We start from the raw sequence: 15,067 nt of genomic DNA, 5'->3' as shown, positions 1-15,067 counted from the left end.
CCGAGGAGCACACGATGGGCTGCCGCCCCGCCCCCGCCCTGCTCGACATCCTGCGCGGCGAGGGCGTGGACCGCGTCTTCGGCAACCCCGGCACCACCGAACTGCCGTTCCTGGCAGCCCTCGTGGCCGACGAACGGGCACCCGAGTACGTGCTCGGCGTCCACGAGGGCGCCGTCGTCTCCATGGCCGACGGCTACGCCCGCGCCACCGGCCGGCCCGCCTTCGTCAGCCTGCACATCGCGGCGGGCCTCGCCAACGGACTCCTCGGCCTGCTCAACGCGCGCCGCTCGCGGACCCCGCTCGTGGTGATGGCGGGCCAGCAGGACCGCCGACACCTCCAGCAGGACCCCATGCTCTCCGGGGACCTCGTCGCGCTCGCCGCACCGGCCGTGAAGGCCACGTACGACATCCAGCACGCCCGCGACCTGCCCCTCGCCCTGCGTCGCGCCTTCGCGCTCGCGCTGCGGCCCCCCGCCGGACCCGTCTTCCTGTCCGTGCCCATGGACCTGCTCGCCGAGGACACGGAGGTCGAGGTGCCCGCGCGGACACCGGCACCTCCCGGCTCCGCCGCCGCCGGGCTCGACCGGGCCGCCGTCCTGCTCGCCGCCGCCGCCCGCCCGGTGATCGTCGCCGGGGACGGAGTGGGGCGCGACGGCGCGATGTCCGCGCTCGTCAGGACCGCGGAGGCCTGCGGGGCGCCCGTGTTCCACCAGCCGATGGCGGACTGGCTCGACTTCCCGACGACCCACCCCCTGTACGCGGGAACGCTGCCGCCGCGCCACGAGGCGATCCGCGCCGCGCTCGCCCCGCACGACGCCGTGCTCATCACCGGCGCGCACGCCTTCACCCCGCACCACTACAGCCCGGGCCCCGCCCTGCCGCCCGGCGTCCGCGTCCTGCAACTCGACTCCGACCCCGACGAGATCGGCCGCAACTTCCCCGCTGACCACGGACTCGTCGGCGCGCTCGGCCCGTCCCTCGGCCGGCTCGCCGACCTGCTCCGCGAACGCGTCCCCGCGCACACGGCGAAAGCCCGGATCCTGCGCGCGGGCGAGCGGCACACCGCCGACCGGGACCGCGCGGAGGCCGCGGCGCGCGCCGCGTACTCGCCCGCGCCCCTCGCCCCCTTGGCCGCCGCCCACGCCGTGGCTCGCGGGCTGCCGCCGGGCGCGGCCGTCGTGGAGGAGGCCATCACCGTGGGCCTGCCGCTGCGCCGGCTCGTCCGCCTGGACCGGCCCGGAAGCTACACGCACACGGTCGGCGGGGGACTCGGCTGGGGCATCGGCGCCGCGGTCGGCCGGTCGCTCGCCGAACCGGGGCGCCCCGTGGTCGCGGTCCTCGGGGACGGCTGCGCGCTGTTCGGGCTCCAGGGCCTGTGGAGCGCCGCCCGCTGCGGGGCTCCCGTGCTGTTCGTGGTGATGGGCAACGGCGCCTACCGGACGCTCCAGGACACCTACGAGGCGATGGGCGGCACGGGGCCCTGTCCGGGCACCGAGCTGGGGCGGCTGGACTTCACCCGGGCCGCCGAGTTCTTCGGCGTCGACGCGGTGCGCGCCGAAAGTGCCGAGCACCTGCGTGAACTCGTGGCCGGCGCGGCGGAGTTGACGCGACCGCTACTGGTCGACGTACCGCTCCGGTAGGACGGGCCCCGGCCCTCGCCCGAACGCGACCCGAGAGGGACCCTGAGGGCCGGACGCGCCCGGCCCGGCGGCGACTCGCACGGACCCGCACCTTGTCAGGTGCGTGCCGGGGCCGGACCATCGGTCCATGACGGACGGTCCGGTGCCGAAGTCGGTCCTCGCGCGCGGGGCCTCGCTGCTGCGCGCCTGCGGCGAGTCGGAGGGCGCGCAGAGCCTCGCCGAACTCGCGCTGCGCACCGGGCTGCCCAAGCCCACGGCACACCGGCTGCTGGGCGAACTGGTCAGGCTCGGGCTGGTGGAGCGCGGCGCCGACGGCCGCTACCGCATCGGCATCGCCCTGTTCGTGCTCGGCCAGTCGGCGCCGTCCGTCCGCGAACTGCGCGACGCGGCCCTGCCGTTCCTCGGCGACCTCTACGAGGCGAGCGGAGAGAACGTGCACCTGGCCGTCCCGGACGGGCCCGACACCCTCTTCCTCGAAAAGATCACCGGCCGCCGCGCCACGCCCATCGTGTCGCGCACGGGCGGTCGTCTGCCCGCCCACTGCACGGCCACGGGCAAGGTGTTCCTGGCCCACGACCCGAGGCCGCCGTACGCGAGCCTGCCCAGGCTCACCCCGCGCACCCTCGTCCTGCCGGGGCAGCTCGCCCGCGACCTCGCGCGCACCCGCGCCCGGGGGTTCGGCGTCAACCTGGAGGAGGCCGAGGTGGGGATCTCGGCCGTCGCGGCCCCCGTCTACGGCCACGATCCGCGTCCCGTTGCCGCGCTCTCCGTGACCGGCGGCACCCGCCGCCTCGACATGGACCGCGTCGGCGCCCGGGTGTGCGCGGCGGCCCGCGCGCTCACCCGCGCCCTGTCGGCCTGACCGGCCCGCCCACGGTCACGGGCTCGGGGGGACGGCTCGGTCACGGTCTTCGCGGGCGCGGGCGCGGGTCGCCCACGGCCAGGGTCTCGGCGGGCGCGCGTCGGCCACGTCGCGGTCTCGACGGTCGCGGTCTCGGCGGTCGCGGGCCGGTCACCGTACGGGTGCCGCCCGCGCGGCGCGGTCACCGAACACCGGCCCGGCACGCGGCGGTTCGGCCATCGTACGGTCAACGCCGGATCGGGCGGGCCGACGTCAGGGTCCGCCCTCCGCCTGGATCGCCACCGCGAGCCCGTGCTCGGTCAGTTCCGTACCGCCGACCTCGCCCACCACGCGCCCACGGACGAAGACGAGCACCCGGTCGCACACCTCCGTCAGCTCGGCCGGATCCGTCGAGGCGACCAGGACGGCGGCACCGCCCGCGGCCAACTCGCCGATGATGCGGTGCATCTCGGACCGCACTCCGACATCGACACCGCGCGTCGGATCGTCCAGCACGACCACGCGCGGGTCGGTGGCGAGCCACTTCGCGAAGACGACCTTCTGCTGGTTGCCGCCGGAGAGCCGGTTCACGACGTCGTACGGCCCGCCGCGCAGTCGCAGACGGGCCGTCACATTCTGTATGGAGCCCGCGAGTTCGGCGCGCGAGGGGAGGAGACCGCCGCGCCCCAGTGCCAGCCGGCTCACCGCCGTGGCGTTCTCCCACACCGTACGGTCGGTCATCAGCCCGTGGCGCTTGCGGTCGCTCGGCACGAACGCCACACCCGCCCGCACCGCGTCCCGCAGCGAACGAGGACGCCCCCGCCCCGCGACGTCGACCCGCCCCGCGGACACGTCGGTACGTCCGCACACCACTTCCAGCGCCGCCGCATGACCGGCGCCCTGGAGGCCGGCCACCCCCACCACCTCCCCGGCCCGCACCGCGAGGGACACGTCCGCCAGCCGGCCCGGGACGCACACCCCCGACAGCTCCACCGCCGCCGGGCCCCCGGCGGCGACCGGCGTCCGGGGCACCTGCCGCGGCGGGGCCCCGCCCAGCATGGCCGTCACCAGGTCCGGCACACCGACGTCCTCGCGCCGAGCGCCGGCCAGGGTGACGCGGCCGTCCCGCAGTACCGTCACCCTGTGCGCCACGCGCATCACCTCCGCCAGGAAGTGCGTGACGTAGAGGATCGCGATGCCCCGCCCGGTGAGGGTGCGCAGCACCCCTTCGAGGCGGTCCACGGCGGCGGCCGGCAGCGCGGACGTCGGCTCGTCCAGCACCAGGACACTGGGGCGGCGCAGCAGCGCCCGGGCGATCTCCGTCAACTGCTGTTCCGCCAATGGGAGTTCGCCGAGAAGGGTGCCGGGAGCGGGATCGAGCCCCAGTTCGGCGAGCACCGGCCGGGCCGCTCGGTCCATCGCGCCCCGGTCGAGCAGTCCGAAGCGGCGAGGGGGATGGTGGGGGAACAGATTCTCGCGTACGGACAGATCGGGGAACAGGCTCAACTCCTGCGAGACGACGGCGATTCCGCCGGCCCGGGCCTCCCGCGCGAAGCGCAGCGACCCCTCGTCGGGTGCCAGTGTGCCGGACAGGACGCGCACCAGCGTGGACTTGCCGGCCCCGTTCTCGCCCACGAGGGCATGCACCTCGCCGGCCCGCAGCCGGATGCCGACCCCGTCCAGGGCCCGCACACCGCCGTAGGCCTTGACGAGCCCCTCGGCCACCAGCAGGTCACCGCGGGCGACGCCGTCACCGTCGGCCGGGCGTCCGTCCGCCACGCCGTCGTACGTCATCTCAGCGCGCGTCCTTCAGCGGCTTCAACTGGGCGTCCTGGTCGCCGAGCAGTTTGTCGATCACCGGCCGGTACCAGTCGTACGCCGCCTTCGCGGACTTCTGCCGTGTGATGACCTCGTCGATGTTCGAGGAGTCGACGACCCCGCCGGGGGCGAGGAACCAGCCGTCGGGCAGCTTGCCGTCGTTGTCGCGCACCGACTCGATCAGCATGGCCGTGGACAGATAGCCCTTGAGGAAGTGCTGCGGGTCGATGGTGACGAAGTTCGACCCTTCCTTGACCGCTTCCAGGGTCTTGGGATCGACGTCGAAGCCCGCCGTCAGGTACTTCCCTCCCTTCTCCTTCTTGATCTTGGCGAGGTTGTAGCTGTCGGCGTCCCCCACCCCCAGGAAGGCCAGTGCCCCGGGGTGCGCGCCCACCTGGGAGGACCAGGAGCTGTGGTTCTGCCCCGGATCGCTGTACGTCTGGAAGGGTCCGAGCACCTTCACGCCCGGGGCCTTCTCGGCGAACGTGTCGGCGATGCCCTCGGCCCGGTTGTCGAGGACGGGCGTACCCGGGTTGGGCACCCCGATGACGATCTCCCCCTTCGGATCGTCACCGAGGCGTTCCAGGGCCTCCTCGGCCATCAACCGGCCCAGCGCGTAGTTGTCGTTGCCCACGTAGAAGGTGACCTTGCTGCCGTCGGTGGGGGCGGTGTCCAGCGCGACGACGGGGATGCCCCGGTCCACGGCGCGCGCGGCGGGCCGGGTGAAGATCGGCGGGTCGAGGTTCTCCAGCACGATGCCGTCCTTGGCGCGGGCGGTCAGGTTCTGGAAGAGCTGCACCTCGGCGGGACCGTCCGTGTTCGGCGGCCCGACGGCCTTGAAGTTCACGTCGCCCGCGTGGTCGGCGGCGCTCTCGGCGCCCAGCACCATCTCGTGGGCGAAGTTCAGGCTGATGTTGGCCACCGCGATGCCCATGTCGAGCTCGCCGTCCTTGCCGCCCGAACCGCCGCCGCTTCCGCAACCGGTGGAGCACAGCAGCACCAGCGCGCCGAGCGCGGCTGACGTCGTACGGAACGGATGGTGCATCACGGCCTCCAAGGCGTTTCGGGCAAGGCCTCCGGACAAGGCGCCGAACGGTCGGGACTGGCATCGGACGGGGCTTCGGGTCGGCCGGCGCGGGTGGCGCCGGTGGGGAGTGGGCGTGTCAGCGGCGACGGCGTCCGTCGCGGCGCAGCGCGCTGTCCGCCGCGACCGCGACGAGGATCACCCCGCCGGTCGCGAACGACGTCCAGTTGATGGGGACTTCGAAGAAGACGAGCCCGGAGGCGACCACGGAGAGGATCATCGCGCCGGCCACGGCCCCGACCACCGAACCGCGTCCGCCCGCCAGCGGGGTTCCGCCGATGATGCACGCGGCGATGGCCTGGAGTTCGTACCCCTGGCCGAGGGTGGGGTCGCCGGCGCCGTAGTAGGCGAGGGCGAGTGACGCCGCGCACGCGGTGGTGAGCCCGGACAGCGCGAGGGCCTGCACGCGGGTACGGACGACCGGGATGCCGCTGAACGCGGCGGCGTCGGGGTTGGACCCGATGGCCCGCACCCGGGCGCCGAAGCGCGTGCGGGCCAGTGCCACGGCCAGGGCGGCCGCCGCGGCCGCCAGGACCCACAGGGCGAAGGGCACCCCGGCCAGGTCACCGCCCGCGAGGGTGAAGAAGGAGTCGTCCAGCGGCAGATCGGTGATCTGCTTCCCGTCGGCGAGCGCCAGCCCCACACCCCGGAACAGCATCAGAGTGCCGAGCGTGACGATGAACGAGGGCAGCGCGAGCACGGTCGTGACCAGCGCGTTGAATACGCCCGCCGCCGTCCCGGTGAGCAGGACCACCGGGACCGCCAGCCAGGCGGGCACCCCTTCGCGCACCAGCAGGGCCCCGACGACCAGGCACATCGCGTAACTGCCGCCGACCGACAGGTCGACCTCGCGCATGGCCAGGGCGAAGACCATGCCGCAGGCCATCAGGGAGATGTAGACGGAGTGGTGCGCGGTGGACAGCAGGTTGTCGCTGTCGAGGAACTCGGGGTACGGGACGCCGATCCCGGCGACGAGCAGCGCGAGGACCGTCAGGACGCCCAGTTCGTCGGGCAGCCTCCGCCGCACCCCGCCCGCGCGGCCTGCCGCCGGCCGGCCGGGCCCACGCCCGAACCGGCGCGCTCCGGTGCCCCGTTCGGGGGTGCGCTCCGTGTCGTCCACGGCGCGGTCGGTTCCGGTCATCGGCCACGGCTCCCGAACGGCAGGCGGCTGGGGGTCGCCCCGCAGCGTCGGCCCCCCGGCCGTGTGCGGCAACAGGGCCGTTCCAGCGAATGGAACAGGGCCGGGAGCCGCTCGTTCCGAACAGCGGAAACCAGCTCTTGCCCGGAGCCTGACGGGTCATCACACTCGGGCCATGGAGACGCGAACCGCGCTGGTGACCGGAGCGGCGCAGGGCCTCGGCCGGGAGTTCGCCGTCGCGCTCGCCGGGCGCGGCTACCGGGTCGCGGGAATCGACCTGGTCCCGCAGACCGAGACCGCCGGACTGATACTGGACTACGTGGAAGTGGTCGCCGACGTCACGGACGAGACGCAGGTGCGGGAGGGCCTCGCGCGGGTCATCGAGCAGTTCGGGACCCTGCACGTCCTGGTCAACAACGCGGGCGTGTACCCGGAGTCGGCGTTCGAGGACACCACGCCCGAGGAGTGGCGGCGCGTCATGCGCGTCAACCTGGAGGCGCCGTTCCTGATGACCCGGGCGGTGCTGCCGCACCTGAGGGCGGCGGGCTGGGGCCGCATCGTGAACATCGCCTCGGCCGCCGTGCTGACCGCACCGCCGACGATGGTCGCGTACACCGCGTCGAAGGCCGGCCTGATCGGCTTCACCCGGTCCCTCGCCTCGGCGCTCGGCCCGTACGGCATCACCGTCAACGCGATCGCGCCGAGCATGGTCCGCACCGCGACCGCGGAACGCACGGTCGGCGCCGACGGCGGCTTCGAGCACGTCCTGGCCCAGCAGGCGGTGCCGAGGGTCCAGCTCCCCGGCGACCTCGTCTCCACCCTGCTGTACGTCGTCGACGAGGGCAGCGGCTTCCTGACCGGCCAGACCCTCAACGTGGCGGGCGGCTCCGCCTACTTGTGACCACTCGGGGGGTGCGCGACCCGGGCGGGCGGCGCTCGCGGCCGGGGTACCGGACCTGCGGCGGGCGGCTTCCGCGGCGCGGACGGGGTGCGCGACTCAGACGGGAGGCTCCCGCAGCCACTCCCCCAGTTCCTCCTTCAAAGAACGCTGAAACGCCGTCAGCAGGGCCTGTACCACGATGGGTTGCATGTGGGCCGACAGGTCCCTGACCGCGGCGAGCGAGTCGCGCTCGGACACCTCGTCCCGGAACAGCAGCGACAGCTCCCGCGCGGCCGCACGGGTGTGGTTCACGAGGACCGTGCGCGCGGCGAGGATGGCCTCGTGCCCGATCGGCACGTCCAGGAGCTGCACGCCGAGCCTCAGCAGCCCCAGGTCGACGACGTACGTGTCCGGCGTCCCGGTCTCCCGGATCATGCCCATCGCGACCATCCGGTCCAGGTCCTCGCCGCTCAGCGGGCGCCCGGCGCGGCGGTCGAGTTCCGCCCGGGCCAGCTCCGCGGCCGAGTCGGGCGCCCAGGAGGCGACGACGGCACGGTGAATGGCCAGATCCCGTGCGCTCAGACCGTCCGGCAGCCGCTCCAGGTAGCGCTCGATCGCCGCCAGCGTCATGCCCTGGTGCTGCAACTCTTCGATCAGGGCGAGGCGCGACAGGTGCTCCTGGCCGTAGTGCCCCACCCGGCGCGGCCCGATCACCGGCGGTGGCAGCAGCCCCCTCGTGCTGTAGAAGCGGACCGTCCGCACGGTGACGCCCGCCCGGGCGGCGAGTTCGTCGACGGTGAGCGTCGGCTCCTCGGTTTCCGTCGCCATGGCTGCTCCTTCGGGTACCGCGTCTGCCGCTCGGTGCGGTGCAACAGTATTGCTGTCTCACCTGTGTGGTGAAAGCGCCGAGGAGCCACCACGTGCGCGGTGCCGCTCCCGCGCCGGGGCCGGACCCGTTGTCAGCGCCCCTCCGTAGGATCGGGCCATGCCGGAGATCACGTACGTCCGCGGCGACGCCACCACCCCACTGGGCAAGGGCGTCAAGATCATCGCCCATGTGTGCAACGACGTGGGCGGCTGGGGCAAGGGCTTCGTGCTCGCCCTCTCCCGGCGGTGGCCCGAGCCCGAGGCCGACTACCGCCGCTGGCACCGGGGGCGCTCCGGCAACGACTTCGGCCTCGGCGCCGTCCGGTGCGTCCGCGTGGAGCAGTACGTGTGGGTGGCCAACATGGTCGGCCAGCGGGGCATCCGCACGGGCAGCAAGGGCGTCCCCGTTCGCTACGGGGCGATCGACTCGGCGCTCGGCGTCCTCGCCGACCGGGCGGTGGAACTGGGCGCGTCCGTCCACATGCCGCGCATCGGCTGCGGTCTCGCGGGCGGGACCTGGTCCCGGGTGGAGCCCCTCATATCCGAGCGGCTCACGAGCCGCGGAATCGCCGTCACGGTGTACGACCACGGCGACTGAGCCCCGACGACCTACGTACCTTTCCGGCCACCCCGCTTCGCCCGGCAGCCCCATGCGTCCCGAACGGCCCTCTGTCGCACGGGAGTTGACCGGAGTACCTTCCGCGCATGCGGACACGTGCGCGCTACAAGCGCCCCTTCACCTGGAGATCGCTCGCGACAGCGGCCACCGCCGCCCTGATGGCCACGCTCCTGACCCCGGCAGCCGCCCACGCCACCCCGCGGGAGAGCCTGCCCGTCCACTCGTACGAGAACGCGATCCGCGAATCCGTCTGGGTCGACACGGGACTGGACGGCGACGCCGACGGGCGCAAGGACCGCGTCGCGGTCGACATAGTCCGGCCCCGCGAGCCCGCCCAGCAGGGCCGCAAGGTGCCCGTCATCATGGACGCCAGCCCGTACTACTCGTGCTGCGGCCGGGGCAACGAGAGCCAGCGCAAGACCTACGACGCCGAGGGCCACGTCGTCCAGATGCCGCTCTACTACGACAACTACTTCGTCCCGCGCGGCTACGCGTTCGTCGCCGTCGACCTCGCCGGCACCAACCGCTCCGACGGCTGCGTCGACGTGGGCGGCCGCTCCGACATCCAGTCCGCCAAGGCGGTCGTCGACTGGCTCAACGGCCGGGCCCGGGCCTACACCTCGCGCACCGGGACCACCAGGGCCGGCGCGGGCTGGACCAACGGCCGTACCGGCATGATCGGCAAGAGCTACGACGGCACGATCGCGAACGGCGTCGCCGCCACCGGCGTCGAGGGGCTGGAGACGATCGTCCCGATCGCCGCCATCTCCTCCTGGTACGACTACTACTTTGCCAAGGGCGCCCCGCTCTACGACTCCGGCCCGGAATGGCTGTCGAACTACGTGGAGAGCCCCGAGGCGCGCGCCAGGTGCGCCGCCGTCCAGCAGCGCCTGGTCGACGGCGCCCCGCGGACCGGTGACTGGACGAGGCTGTGGACCGAACGCGACTACGTCAAGGACGTCCGCAAGGTCGAAGCCAGCGTCTTCGTCATCCACGGCATGCAGGACCTCAACGTCCGCCCCAAGCACTTCGGCCAGTGGTGGGACGGCCTCGCCCGCAACGGGGTCGACCGCAGGATCTGGCTGTCCCAGACCGGCCACGTCGACCCCTTCGACTTCCGGCGCGCCGAGTGGGCCGACACCCTGCACCGCTGGTTCGACCACGAACTCCTCGGCTACGACAACGGCGTCGACGACGAGCCCATGGCCCGCGTCGAGCGCGCACCCGACCAGTGGGTCACCTCGGACGTCTGGCCGCCGCGCGCCACCGGCACCGTGCAGTTGAGGCCGGGCAAGGGCGCGCAGCCCGGCGTCGGCACCCTCGGCCTGCGCGGCGGATCGGGCACCGAGACGTTCACCGACGACCCGGCCAACGACGAGGCGGACTGGGCCTCCCGCATCGACCTCTCGACCCCGGACAAGGCGGGATTCGCCACGGGGCCGCTCACCCGCGACCTCCGGCTGTCCGGCTCGTCCCGGGTGACCGTCTCCGTCACCCCGAGCACCACGACCGCCCATCTCTCCGCGGTCCTCGTCGACCTCGGCCCGGACACCGTCCGCGACTACGCCGCCGCCGGCGAGGGCATCACCACGCTCACCGAGCGCACCTGCTGGGGCCCGAGCACGGCGGGCGACAGCTCCTGCTTCCGCGAGACGCGGGCGAGGACCGCGGACGTCGAACACACCGTGGTCAGCCGGGGCTGGGCCGACCTCGGCAACCACGCCTCGGACACCGAGGGCGCCCCGCTCGCCCCGGGCAGGCGCTACACGATCACCCTCGACCTGCACGCGACCGACCACGTCGTCCCCGCGGGGCACCGCCTCGCCCTGATCGTCGCCGGCACCGACCGGGACCTCATCGACCCCCCGTCGACCACGCCGACCCTCACCGTCGACCTGGCCCGAACCTCGGCGCGCGTACCGGTCGTCGGCGGCGCCGGCGCCTTCAGGAGGGCCACCGCGGGGTCCTCGTACGACACCCCGGGGGCCGTCCTCGACGGGCTCGTGGGCCCGCGGGCCGCCCACCGTGTCCCGGGAGGCCGCGCCTGACGCTCCGCGGGACCGGCGCCGCGTCCGGGCCGGGCGGGCCGGCAACCAGGCCCGCCCGGCCGCCGCGCGAACGCACCCGTGCCACTTGGCGGCGGGGGAGCCCGACACGGACTGCTGAGACGAGGACGGGGGCAGTACCTGTGGTACGCCGTAGGACATGACGAGTACCTCGTGCCCGCACTACTTCCAGGGAGGGTGCCGCCGATGACGGACGGCCTGCAGGAGAAGGGAGACCCCGGCGACCCGTCGGACCTCCCCGGCCGCTCCGGCCCCCGGACGGACCGCGTGGTGTTCGGCGTGACCGCCGTGCTCACCGTGGCCTTCGTGATCTGGGGGTCGGTCGCGACCGACTCGCTGGAGAGCGTCTCGACGAAGATGCTCAACGGCCTGATCCACAACGGCGGCTGGGCCTTCATCCTGGCCGCCTCGTGCTTCGTGGTCTTCGCGCTGTGGCTCGCGATCAGCAGGTACGGCCGCATCCACCTGGGCGCCGAGGGGGAGGAGCCCGAGTTCCGTACGGTGTCGTGGATCGCGATGATGTTCAGCGCGGGCATGGGCATCGGCCTGATGTTCTACGGGGTGAGCGAACCCCTCGCGCACTATCTGACGCCCCCGCCGGGCACCACCCCCGCCGACTCCGCGGAACGCATGGAGACGGCGATGGCGACCACCCTGTTCCACTGGACGCTGCACCCCTGGGCCATCTACGCGGTGGTGGGCCTCTCGATCGCCTACAGCACCTACCGCAAGCGCCGGCGCCAGACGATCAGCGCGGTCTTCACCCCGCTCATCGGCGAGAAGCACGCCAACGGCGTCGGCGGCCGGGCGATCGACATCCTCGCGATCATCGCCACCGTCTTCGGCTCCGCGGCGTCGCTGGGCCTCGGCGCCCTCCAGATCGGTTCCGGCTTCAAGGAGCTGGACTGGATGGACTCGGTGAGCAACGCCCTGCTCGTCACGATCATCGCCGTGCTGACCGTGGCGTTCGTCGCCTCGGCCGTGTCCGGCGTCGAGAAGGGCATCCAGTGGCTCTCCAACATCAACATGGTGCTCGCGCTGGCGCTCGCCGCGTTCGTGTTCATCGCGGGTCCCACGATCATCGTGCTCGACCTGCTGCCCACCTCGATCTTCGCCTACCTCGGTGATCTGCCCGAGCTCGCGGGCCGTACCGAGGCCAGTGCCGGCGAGGGCGTCGCGGACTGGCTCGGGAGCTGGACCGTCTTCTACTGGGCCTGGTGGATCTCCTGGACGCCCTTCGTCGGCATGTTCATCGCGCGCATCAGCCGGGGCCGCACCATCCGGCAGTTCGTCGGCGGTGTGATCCTCGTGCCCAGCTCGGTCAGCCTCGTCTGGTTCGCGATCTTCGGCGGCACGGCGATGAAGCTGGAGGAGCGCGGCGCGCTCGGCGGAGAGAAGACCCCCGAGGGCCAGCTCTTCGGCCTCCTGCAGGAGTTCCCGATCGCGACCGCCACGAGCCTGCTCGTGATGATCCTCGTCGGCATCTTCTTCGTCTCGGGCGCCGACGCCGCCTCCATCGTGATGGGCACGCTCTCCCAGAAGGGCGCCCTCGAACCCGGCCGTGTCGTCGTGGTGTTCTGGGGCGTGGTGACCGGAGCGGTCGCCGCGATCATGCTGCTGGTCGGCAGCGGACAGGGCGACGCCCTCACCGGTCTGCAGAACCTGACGATCCTGGCCGCCGCGCCGTTCGTCCTCGTCATGATCGGGATGTGCGTGGCCCTGATGCGGGACCTCCGCATGGACCCGGTCATCGTGCGCGGCGAGATGGGGTCCGAGGCCGTCGAACTCGCCGTGATCGAGGGCCACAAGAAGTACGACGGCGAATTCGAGATCAGGGTCGGCCCGGGTGCCGGCACCGAGACGGAAGGGGACCCGCTCGGCCACGACCACGGCTGACACCGGGGCGCCACCCCGACCCGGGCGCCGCGCCCCCCACGGGACGCGGCGCCCGACGCGCTCCGCCCCCGGACCGCGGGGCGCTCGGACCGCGGGGCCTCCGAACCGCCCCGCTCCCGACCTGCCGGGCCGTGAACCGCAGGTCCCGCAACCGAACCCTCAGCGGCCCGGGACCGCCCCGGTGGCGAGTTCCGCCGCATCCCAGGCGCAGCCCCACGCCACCGTCACACCCGCACCGCCGTGCCCGTAGTTGTGCACGAGCGTCCCGCCGTCCGGACCCACCTCCCGCTCCAACCGCACCGCCGAACGGACCGGCCGCAGCCCCACCCGGTGCCCGATGACCTTGGCCCCCGCGACCTCGGGGCGCAGCGCCGCGCACCGCTCGACGATCCGCGCGGCCACCGCAGGATCGGGCTCCGTCGTCCAGTCGTCCGGATCGGTGGTGCCGCCCAGCACCAGCCGGTCCGGGTGCGGGAAGACGTACGTCGTGGTCCCCGCCGCCGCGTCGGTGGAGACCACCCAGGTACGGATGCCGGGGTTCTCGGCGATCACCAACTGCCCGCGCACGGGACGCATGTGCGGATCGGGCACGAGGTCCCGGGCGCCCAGGCCCGTGCAGTTGACGACGACGGGCGCCCGGACCCCGGCCAGGTCGGTCACCGTCCGCGCCTCGACCGTGCCGCCCGCCCGCCGGAACCTCTCGCGCAGCCACCGCAGGTACACCGGCATGTCGATCAGCGGCAGCCGCGCCCACATCCCGCTGCCCGCGTACTCCGCCGGGGTGGAGGCGCGCAGCCCCGGCAGCCGTCCGGCCGCCCAGGGCCCGTGCTCGTCCAGCCGGGCCTCGCCCATTACACCCTCGACCATGCGTACGCCCGTCTCCCCGGGGCGCTCCGCCAGCTCCTCGTACACCGTGAGCGAGCGCAGCGCCCACGCGCGGGCGAGTTCCACCGGTTCGATGCTGTACGGCCACCACAGGGCGCCGGCGACGGCCGAGGTCGTCGCCTCCGCGGGCTCCCGGGTCCGGACCGCCACCCGTCTGCCGCTCTCGGCCAGCACGACGGCCGTCGTCAGTCCGACGACCCCGCTGCCGACCACGATCACATCGCCGTTCCGGTCCTTCGCCACGCGGGGACGTTAGCGGAATATGTCATGCCGTGCTCGGAACGGGCGTGCTCTGGGGATACTCACAGCATGTCTGCCGAGTACGCGACCTTCGGCCTGGCACCGGCGATGCGAGCCGGTGGAGTCCTTGCCAACGGTGACTACCGAGTGCACCGGGATTTCGTGGACTTCATCGTCGACGGGCGCCCGCTGCTGTACCAGCTCTCCGACCTCGACGCCGTGTCCCCCCTCGCCTCCGACGTGCCGCCCGCGATCTTCACCGCCCAGGTGCGCAGCCTCCTGCTGGAGGGCCGGGCGCCCCTGGAGGCGGGCCGGTACGTCATATACGGCTGCCCCGAGTGCGAGGACCTCGCCTGCGGTGCCGTGACCGCCGTGATCGAACGCGACGGCGACGACTACGTGTGGCGCGACTTCGCCTGGCAGACCGACGAGCACGCGGACCTCACGCGCAACGGCTACCACGGCATCGGCCCGTTCCGCTTCCACGGCGACGCGTACAGGGCCGCCCTGGGAGCCGTGCTCGACGGGGCCGGGGGCGAGCGCCGCCGGGTGCTCCTCATCGGCGCCCGGGCCGCGGTCCTCGCCAGACTCGCCGCCGCGCTGCGCATCATCGGCATCGGCGCCGACATCACCCGGGACGCAGCCGGTGTCCCCGCCGACGAACTGCGCGGCTACGGGGCCGTGGTGTTCGGCCGCGCGGTCACCGAGCAGGAACGTACCGCCGTACGGCAGTCCTTCGAACGCGCCGGCGTCGACGTCGCGTACGTCGAGGGACTCGCCCCGATCGTCCCCCTCCTCGTCGCCCAGATAGAGAACGCCCTGGACCGCAGCCCCGAGGAGCAGCGCCGGCTGACCCGGCTGGTCGCCGTCGACGGCGAGGCGGGCGTCGAGGTCACCTCCACCTGCCGGGTGCGGCTGACCGCGTACCGGCTGGACCGCCTCTACCGCACCCACATGCACGAGGTCTTCGACGGCGTCCTGGAGGCGGGCCGCCACCGGCTCCCGCTGGACGCCAGGGCCACCAGGGGAGAGTCCTTCATCGTCGCGCGCACCTCGGGGGGTGTCCTGGTGGAGGCGATGGCGCGCTGACGGG

The 15,067-nt window shown here is 73.4% G+C and carries 12 protein-coding genes; 7 read left to right on the top strand and 5 right to left on the bottom strand.

Annotated elements, in window-relative coordinates:
- Positions 1-14: 14 nt before the first annotated feature.
- Both IE265_RS04060 and IE265_RS04055 read left to right on the top strand, forming a co-directional pair.
- The gene (locus IE265_RS04060; RefSeq protein ID WP_190033912.1) at positions 15-1,640 is read left to right on the top strand and encodes a thiamine pyrophosphate-binding protein; all 1,626 of its coding nucleotides are present in this window, start codon (positions 15-17) and stop codon (positions 1,638-1,640) included.
- 127 nt (positions 1,641-1,767) lie between these two features.
- The gene (locus IE265_RS04055; protein ID WP_190033911.1) at positions 1,768-2,502 is read left to right on the top strand and encodes an IclR family transcriptional regulator; all 735 of its coding nucleotides are present in this window, start codon (positions 1,768-1,770) and stop codon (positions 2,500-2,502) included.
- Positions 2,503-2,754: 252 nt separating this feature from the next.
- Here the strand turns inward: IE265_RS04055 and IE265_RS04050 are convergent, their stop codons facing one another.
- The 3 genes from IE265_RS04050 to IE265_RS04040 all read right to left on the bottom strand — a co-directional run bounded on the left by IE265_RS04050 (position 2,755) and on the right by IE265_RS04040 (position 6,524).
- Positions 2,755-4,275, bottom strand: a complete 1,521-nt coding sequence (locus IE265_RS04050) for a sugar ABC transporter ATP-binding protein (protein WP_190033910.1) — start codon at positions 4,273-4,275, stop codon at positions 2,755-2,757.
- A gap of 1 nt (position 4,276) precedes the next feature.
- Complete coding sequence (locus tag IE265_RS04045) at positions 4,277-5,344, bottom strand: sugar ABC transporter substrate-binding protein (protein WP_190033909.1); 1,068 nt, start codon at positions 5,342-5,344, stop codon at positions 4,277-4,279.
- A 118-nt stretch (positions 5,345-5,462) separates the two neighbouring features.
- On the bottom strand, positions 5,463-6,524 hold the full coding sequence (locus IE265_RS04040; RefSeq protein WP_190033908.1) for an ABC transporter permease: 1,062 nt from the start codon (positions 6,522-6,524) through the stop codon (positions 5,463-5,465).
- A gap of 172 nt (positions 6,525-6,696) precedes the next feature.
- Here IE265_RS04040 and IE265_RS04035 point away from each other — a divergent pair, with 172 nt between their 5' ends.
- Positions 6,697-7,422 (top strand): SDR family NAD(P)-dependent oxidoreductase, encoded by a 726-nt coding sequence (locus IE265_RS04035; RefSeq protein ID WP_190033907.1) that lies wholly within the window; start codon positions 6,697-6,699, stop codon positions 7,420-7,422.
- 96 nt (positions 7,423-7,518) lie between these two features.
- On the opposite strand, the gene IE265_RS04030 is transcribed toward IE265_RS04035, so the two are convergent.
- Positions 7,519-8,229, bottom strand: a complete 711-nt coding sequence (locus tag IE265_RS04030; protein ID WP_190033906.1) for a MerR family transcriptional regulator — start codon at positions 8,227-8,229, stop codon at positions 7,519-7,521.
- 157 nt (positions 8,230-8,386) lie between these two features.
- Between IE265_RS04030 and IE265_RS04025 the strand changes: the two genes are divergently transcribed.
- The 3 genes from IE265_RS04025 to IE265_RS04015 all read left to right on the top strand — a co-directional run bounded on the left by IE265_RS04025 (position 8,387) and on the right by IE265_RS04015 (position 12,849).
- The gene (locus IE265_RS04025) at positions 8,387-8,866 is read left to right on the top strand and encodes a macro domain-containing protein (protein ID WP_190033905.1); all 480 of its coding nucleotides are present in this window, start codon (positions 8,387-8,389) and stop codon (positions 8,864-8,866) included.
- A 107-nt stretch (positions 8,867-8,973) separates the two neighbouring features.
- On the top strand, positions 8,974-10,935 hold the full coding sequence (locus IE265_RS04020) for a Xaa-Pro dipeptidyl-peptidase (protein WP_190033904.1): 1,962 nt from the start codon (positions 8,974-8,976) through the stop codon (positions 10,933-10,935).
- Between the two features lie 204 nt (positions 10,936-11,139).
- Positions 11,140-12,849 carry a BCCT family transporter gene (locus tag IE265_RS04015; RefSeq protein ID WP_190033903.1) on the top strand — a complete coding sequence of 570 codons (1,710 nt, stop codon included), beginning with the start codon at positions 11,140-11,142 and terminating at the stop codon, positions 12,847-12,849.
- A gap of 159 nt (positions 12,850-13,008) precedes the next feature.
- Here the strand turns inward: IE265_RS04015 and IE265_RS04010 are convergent, their stop codons facing one another.
- Positions 13,009-13,977 carry an FAD-dependent oxidoreductase gene (locus IE265_RS04010; RefSeq protein WP_190033902.1) on the bottom strand — a complete coding sequence of 323 codons (969 nt, stop codon included), beginning with the start codon at positions 13,975-13,977 and terminating at the stop codon, positions 13,009-13,011.
- Positions 13,978-14,043: 66 nt separating this feature from the next.
- Here IE265_RS04010 and IE265_RS04005 point away from each other — a divergent pair, with 66 nt between their 5' ends.
- The gene (locus IE265_RS04005) at positions 14,044-15,063 is read left to right on the top strand and encodes an oxidoreductase (RefSeq protein WP_190033901.1); all 1,020 of its coding nucleotides are present in this window, start codon (positions 14,044-14,046) and stop codon (positions 15,061-15,063) included.
- Positions 15,064-15,067 lie beyond the last annotated feature (4 nt).

The sequence above is a fragment of the Streptomyces fructofermentans genome, from assembly GCF_014651055.1.
Classification (GTDB): domain Bacteria; phylum Actinomycetota; class Actinomycetes; order Streptomycetales; family Streptomycetaceae; genus Streptomyces; species Streptomyces fructofermentans.
The sequence above is the reverse complement of the archived record's forward strand: the minus strand, read 5'-3'. Positions and strand labels throughout refer to the sequence as shown.